Annotated in this window: 5 protein-coding genes; all 5 read right to left on the reverse strand. The window is 72.3% G+C overall.

What is annotated here, in order from left to right; genetic code table 11:
- Window positions 1-141: 141 nt before the first annotated feature.
- Entirely contained in the window at window positions 142-1,836 is a 1,695-nt protein-coding gene (locus ACIG3E_RS40165) for a proline--tRNA ligase (protein ID WP_399626024.1), read from the reverse strand.
- A gap of 153 nt (window positions 1,837-1,989) precedes the next feature.
- Window positions 1,990-2,538, reverse strand: coding sequence for a GNAT family N-acetyltransferase (locus tag ACIG3E_RS40170; protein ID WP_399626026.1), 549 nt, complete (start codon window positions 2,536-2,538; stop codon window positions 1,990-1,992).
- Window positions 2,539-2,578: 40 nt separating this feature from the next.
- Window positions 2,579-3,427: a GNAT family N-acetyltransferase gene (locus ACIG3E_RS40175; protein ID WP_399626030.1), complete on the reverse strand. Its 849-nt coding sequence runs from the start codon at window positions 3,425-3,427 to the stop codon at window positions 2,579-2,581.
- Window positions 3,428-3,530: 103 nt separating this feature from the next.
- On the reverse strand, window positions 3,531-5,348 hold the full coding sequence (locus tag ACIG3E_RS40180; protein ID WP_399626032.1) for an alpha-L-fucosidase: 1,818 nt from the start codon (window positions 5,346-5,348) through the stop codon (window positions 3,531-3,533).
- A 939-nt stretch (window positions 5,349-6,287) separates the two neighbouring features.
- Window positions 6,288-6,503 (reverse strand): flavodoxin-dependent (E)-4-hydroxy-3-methylbut-2-enyl-diphosphate synthase (locus tag ACIG3E_RS40185; protein WP_399626033.1); only part of this gene is annotated, 216 nt, incomplete at its 5' end.

Below are 6,503 nucleotides of genomic sequence, written 5' to 3' on the forward strand. Positions count from 1 at the left end.
CTCGTCCTCAAACGCCGGACGGGCTGAAACTGTCGCCGGTTGCGGCAGAGATATCAGCCCCTCCGGCGTTTGAGGAGCGGGGGTCTGGGGGCGGAGCCCCCAGGATCGGGAAGGGGTGGGTCAGGGGCGTCCCACGCGGGCCTACGCCGTGAGGCGGGCGATCGCGTCGGCGACGGAGAGCTCCTCGCGCTCGCCGGTGCGGCGGTCCTTGAGTTCCAGGACGCCCTCGGCGGAGCGGCGGCCCGCGACGAGGATCTTGGGGACGCCGATGAGCTCCGCGTCGGTGAACTTGACGCCGGGCGAGACCCCGGCGCGGTCGTCCACGATGACCCGCACCCCGGCGGCGTTCAGCTGCTCGGCGACGTCGAGCGCGAGTTCGGTCTGGACGGCCTTGCCCGCGGCCACGACGTGGACGTCGGCGGGCGCGATCTCCTTGGACCAGCACAGACCGTGCTCGTCGGCGGTCTGCTCGACCAGCGCGGCGACGGCGCGCGAGACGCCGATGCCGTACGAGCCCATGGTCACGCGCACGGGCTTGCCGTTCTGGCCGAGCACGTCGAGCTGGAAGGTGTCGGCGTACTTGCGGCCGAGCTGGAAGATGTGGCCGATCTCGATGGCCCGGTCGAGCTTGAGCCCGGCGCCGCAGGCGGGGCAGGGGTCGCCCTCCTGGACCACGACGACGTCCAGGTACTGGTCGACCTCGAAGTCGCGGCCACAGACCACGTTCTTCGCGTGCGTGTCGGGCTTGTTGGCGCCGGTGATCCACGCCGTGCCGGGCGCGACGCGCGGGTCGGCGAGGTAGCGGACCTTCTGCAGGCCCTGCGGGCCGATGTAGCCGCGGACGAGGTCGTCGCGGCCCTCGAAGTCCTCGGCGGTGACCAGCTCGACCTCGGCGGGCGCGAGGTGCTCGGCGAGCTTGCCGAGGTCGACCTCGCGGTCGCCGGGCACGCCGACGGCGACGATCTCGCCGTCGACCTTGACGAGCAGGTTCTTGAGCGTGGCGGAGGCCGGGACGCCCAGGTGCTGGGCGAGGGTCTCGATCGTCGGCGTGTCGGGGGTGTCGAGGTCCTCGGCGGCGGGGTGCTCGACGCCCTCGACCGGCGTCAGGGCGAAGGTCACGGCCTCCGTGTTGGCCGCGTAGTCGCACGCCGGGCAGTCGACGAAGGTGTCCTCACCGGCGGGAGCGGGGGCCAGGAACTCCTCCGACGCCGAGCCGCCCATCGCGCCGGAGACCGCGGAGACGATGCGGTAGTCGAGGCCGAGGCGCTCGAAGATCCGCTGGTAGGCGGCGCGGTGCAGGGCGTAGGCCTCGGCGAGGCCCTCGTCGCTGGTGTCGAAGGAGTACGAGTCCTTCATCTGGAACTCGCGGCCGCGCAGGACGCCCGCGCGCGGGCGGGCCTCGTCGCGGTACTTCGTCTGGATCTGGTAGAGGATCACCGGCAGGTCCTTGTAGGACGCGCACTGGTCCTTGACGACCTGGGTGAAGATCTCCTCGTGGGTGGGGCCGAGCAGGTACTCGGAGCCCTTGCGGTCCTTGAGGCGGAACAGCAGGTCGCCGTACTCCTCGTAGCGGCCGCTCGCCTCGTAGGGCTCCTTGGGCAGCAGGGCGGGCAGGAGGACCTCCTGGCCGCCGATGGCGTCCATCTCCTCGCGGACGACCCGGGCGACGTTCTCGTAGACCTTCTTGCCGAGCGGCAGCCAGGTCCAGATGCCGGCGGCGGTGCGGCGTACGTAACCGGCGCGGACCAGCAGCTTGTGGTTGAGCGTCTCGGCGTCCGCCGGGTCGTCGCGCAGTGTCTTGACCATCAACCGGGACATGCGCTGGACCTGGGCCATGATGAACTCCTGCGTTCCTCTGACGGGGGCGTCCGTGCCGTGAATCGGCCTTCGGCCTCGTCCTCAAGCGCCGGACGGGCTGAATCCCCCCTGGCTGCTACCTAAAGATGATGGGCGCAGGTTATCCGGGGCACGGGCGCGGGCGGAAATCGGTCAGGGGGCCGGTCGGCGCGCGAGCGGCAGCGGGGCGCCCATCACGGCGTACGGCTTGGGGGCGCTGGGGAACAGCACCTGGCGGGCCAGGTCCGTGTAGCCGAGGGAGCGGTACAGGCCCCGGGCGGGGCTCTCGGCGTCGATCGCGGAGAGGATCGAGCGGGGCTCGGTGGCGGTGTCCGTGATGCCGGTGATCAGGGCGCGGCCGATGCCCTGGTTCTGGTAGCCGGGCCGCACGTGCAGCTCGGTGATCACGAAGGAGTGGTCGAGCCAGCCGTCGGTGCGCCGGGCCCGCAGATAGGGCTCGACGACGGTGGACCACCAGTGGGCGCGGTCGTTGGGCATGCCGTAGACGAAGCCGACGAGCCGCCCGTCGCGGGTGGTGGCGCCGAGGGCCCGGGCACCCGGGTAGGTGAGGTGCCGGAGCACGATCTGCCGCCGTACGGCCACCTCGTCGTCGCCGAGCCCGAAGGCGAGTGCCTGCACGCGCAGTGCCTCGTCCACCCGCGTGGCCAGGTCGAGGGGGCCGATCACGACGTCGTCAGTCATGCGCGAACCCTACTTCGCTGCCGCAGGGGGCCGCGCTCGGTCAGAACAGCACGCTCATGAACGCGCCGACTTCCTCGAAGCCGACCTTGCGGTACGTCGCCCGGGCCGGGGTGTTGTAGTCGTTGACGTACAGGCTGACGACGGGGGCCACGTCCGCGAGGGCGTAGCGCAGGACGGCGGCCATGGCGGGGGCGGCCAGGCCCCGGCCGCGGTACTCGGGGGCCACCCACACGCCCTGCACCTGGCAGGCCCGGGGCGTCGCGGCGCCGATCTCGGCCTTGAACACGACCCGGCCGTCCCGGTCGATGCGGGCGAAGGAGCGGCCGGAGCCGACGAGTTCGGCGACCCGGGCCTGGTAGAGCAGGCCGCCGTCCCCGGCGAGCGGCGAGACGCCGACCTCCTCGGTGAACATCGCGACGCACGCCGGCATGATCGTCTCCATCTCGTCCTTGCGGACGCGACGGACGTACGGGTCGGGCGTGACGTCGTCGGGGAGCCGGTCGGTGACCATGAGCGGTTGCTGGGCGCGGACCTCGCGGGCGGGCCCCCAGGAGGGTTCGAGGAGGCGCCACAGCCGGGCGGTGGGCTCGGCGGGGCCGACGATGGAGGAGCAGCGGCGGCCGGTCCTGCGGGCCCGGTCGGCGAAGGCGCGCACGGCGCGCGGGGTGGCGCAGATCGGCACGAGGTTGGCGCCCGCGTAGCAGAGGGACTCCAGCATGCCGTCGGCGTACCAGCCCCACATCTCGCCGCCGAGGCGCCACGGGTCGAGGCCCGCGACCTGCACCCGGGCCGCGACGAAGGCATTGGCGACCGGCTCGCGGTCGAGCACGGCGAGTGCGGCGTCCAGGTCACTCGGTTCGAGGACCCTGGTGGTGGTCTGGGTCAACACGGCGGGGCCTCACCATACGGTCTGCTGATCTCCGCACTGTACCTGGCGAGGTTCCGTGCCGCCGCCCGGTCGCCGGGGGCGGCCGGGCGGCGGGGCCCTTCGGTCAGCGGCGCCGCACGTGGTCTTGGCCGACCTGGATCTCGTCGATCTTGAGTCGGCGGTAGAAGTTCGGGGCGGTGGGAGCGCTCCAGGTGGTGGCCACGTCCAGCTTCAGATAGCGGGTCCGCAGTCCGTCGCCGAGGTCGACGAAGCGGATGCCCCGGGCGCTCTCCAGCTCGCCCGCGGCGACCCGGCGCCAGTGCTCGCCGTCGTCGCTGGCGGAGACCGTGTAGTCCTTGATGCGGGCGGAGTCCTCGGGCCTGCCGAAGGTGGAGCGGTTGTGGGTGGGAGACCACTCGCGCTGGTTGACGCCGAGGTACGCGGCCTTCTTGACGCGGCCGAGGTCGAGCGTGAAGGAGGCGGGCAGGGCGCCTCCGTTGTCCGTGTACGTAGTGAAGTCGCCGTCGGTGAGCTGCGGTTGGCTCGCCTTGACGGAGCCGGTGGGGTACACGCCGTAGCGCTGCGGGGCCGTCTCGACCTTGAAGACGGTGTCGTAGGCGTCCCAGTCGTCGATCGAGCGGATGGTGAGGCTGCCGTCCCGCTGGCCGAACGGCAGGCGCGCGCCGGTGCGCAGGTCGGTGACCTCGGTGACGCGGTAGCCGTTGTCGCGGAGCGCGACCCGGTCGGCGCCGGTGGGCCGGGTGGTGACGTGGACGTACTGCGTGGTGGGCCGGGCGCGGCTGATCGTGACGTAGCCGTACGCGCCGTCGTTCCAGGCGCCGGGCTGCATGCCGCCGTGGGCGTAGCCGCCGCCGTCGACGCCGTGCAGGGACGCGCGGATCGGCGGCAGGTAGTCCTTCATGAAGTCGGTGAACTTCCGCTGCTGGGGCGGGAAGCGGCCGTCGACCATCGCCTGGAGGTCCATGAGGGACTTGATGGAGGTGCCCGCGTTGGCGACGTACCGGCCGACGTTGAGGCCCGTGTCGACGGGGCGGTCCTGGCCGTCGTACCACCAGGCGCCGGTGCTCGGCACCTTGTAGCAGGACTCGGTCAGGCGCGGCATGGGCGTCCAGATCGCCGACGGCTGGTCGTAGGGCGGGGTCATGCCGGTCTTCTGCTCGTGGGACACCATGTCCATGATCGGGGTGTCCTCGTTGTTGTTGCTCAGGGTCAGGTCCGGGCGCCGCTCGCGGATCTGCTCGTAGAGCTTGTGCTGTTCCCAGTACTCGTTGTCGTTGTCGATCCAGAAGCCCGAAAGACCCGGGTAGCCGTCCATGACCTCGAAGAAGTTGTCGTAGCTGAACTCGCCGAAGCCGGGGCGCGTGGTGAGGTCGACGTCGCGGCCCTTGTGGGCGGAGTACGCGGCCGAGTCGAGGGTCTCGACGCCCTGCTCGTCGTGCCACTTGGGGTCGTCGGTCATGTAGAGGATCGTCCGGACGCCCCTGGCCGTGCCCGCCGCGATCAGTTCGCCGAGGAAGTCGCGCCGCGTGGAGCAGGAGCCGGGGATCTTCGAGGGCCAGGGGCGGGCGTAGCCGAGGCGGGAGTGGAAGGTGGCGAGGACGAGGTAGCTCGCCCCCAGCTTCCTGGCCTCGTCCACCCAGTACTCCGGCGTCCAGCCGCCGTCGGTGACGGCCTTCTCCCAGGCCGCGCAGTCGTCGTGCCGGGGGCTCGTGAACATGCCCCAGTGCAGGAAGAGCCCGGCGGTGGCGTCCCGCAGCGGCTGCTGGCGGGGCGGGTCGGCGGCGGCCTGGGCCGGGCGAGCGGTGGCCTGGGCCGGGCGGGCGGTGGGGTTCCCGGTCGCCGTCCCGGTCCCGGCGAGCAGCAGCCCGCCGACGAGGGACAGGACGGCGGCCCATAAGGGCAGGGCGCCACGGGGTCTCATGGGTGCACCTCGGTTCCGTGGGTTCCGTTGACGAGCGACGCCTCGGCCCGGGGTGGCCCGGGCCCCTCATCGGATGAATCACCGCTGGTGCTGCGGGGGCCTGGCGAGGTTCGGCCCGGCCACGCGCGAGGACACCGAGATGGGGGGCCACTTCCCTGGCCGAGTCGCCCGAACAAGGTCTTGCGATACATCGGAGCTGTCAAGGCGGTGCGCCCAGGCAATCACGAAGGCCCAGCTCAGGCGCGGCTTGGCCCGGGGGCTGTGCTGGACCTGCGGCCGCACTGGGGTGGGGCTTGGCCCGGGGACTGCGCTGCGCGCCGGGCCTGGTACGGCCCGGGCGGGCCCTGTCTTGACCGCCGGGCGGCACCTGGGGGCTGTGCCCACCCTTCCCCAAGCTCTCGGCTCCGCTCGAGCAGGGGATGCCCCACTCGCCCTGCGGGACGACTGCCCACAGCCGAGTAGCGGCGGCGCGCGTTCCGCGCTCTGGGAGGGCCCACCCGCCCGCCCCCGCCCGGGCCGTGCGGGGGCCCGGCTCACGGAGCCGGGAAGCGCGAAGCGTCGGGGCCCAGCCAGCAAGGCAGGGGCGCCACGGGTGGGTGGGAAAATCCGCCGCGGTAGCGGTGGACACCGACACGGACGGGAAGCGCGAAGCGTCGGGGCCGGGCTCGCGAAGCAGGAGCGTCACGGGTGGGCGGGTGGGAGAAAACCCGCCGCGGTAGCGGGGGGCGGTGGCGCCGACGGGCAGCGCGAAGCGCCGGGGCCCAGCCTGCAAGGCGGGGGCGTTACGGGTGGGCGGGTGGGAGAAGGGCCCGGCGCGGTAGCGGCGGGGAGCCCTCCGCGTCGGGGCCGGGCCCGCGAAGCCCGGAAGGTAGGGGTGGGCGGGCGGGAGGACAACCCCGCGCTCCGCCGCAGCCCAGGCCCCGCCGCCCAGGCCCCGCCTCAGCTGACCGAAACCTCAGGCTCCCCGGACGGGACCCCGTCCTTCTCCATCTGCTCCGCGATCTTCATCGCCTCTTCGATCAGCGTCTCCACGATCTTCGACTCGGGCACCGTCTTGATGACCTCACCCTTGACGAAGATCTGCCCCTTGCCATTGCCGGACGCCACCCCGAGATCAGCCTCACGCGCCTCACCCGGACCATTGACGACACAGCC

The sequence above is a fragment of the Streptomyces sp. NPDC053474 genome (assembly GCF_044544845.1).
GTDB lineage: Bacteria > Actinomycetota > Actinomycetes > Streptomycetales > Streptomycetaceae > Streptomyces.

Bases quoted from the DNA above. Each gene is read 5' to 3' on its own strand.
- ACIG3E_RS40165 (WP_399626024.1), bottom strand. From the start codon at position 1,836: ATGGCCCAGGTCCAGCGCATGTCCCGGTTGATGGTCAAGACACTGCGC.
- ACIG3E_RS40180 (WP_399626032.1), bottom strand. From the start codon at position 5,348: ATGAGACCCCGTGGCGCCCTGCCCTTATGGGCCGCCGTCCTGTCCCTC.
- ACIG3E_RS40170 (WP_399626026.1), bottom strand. From the start codon at position 2,538: ATGACTGACGACGTCGTGATCGGCCCCCTCGACCTGGCCACGCGGGTG.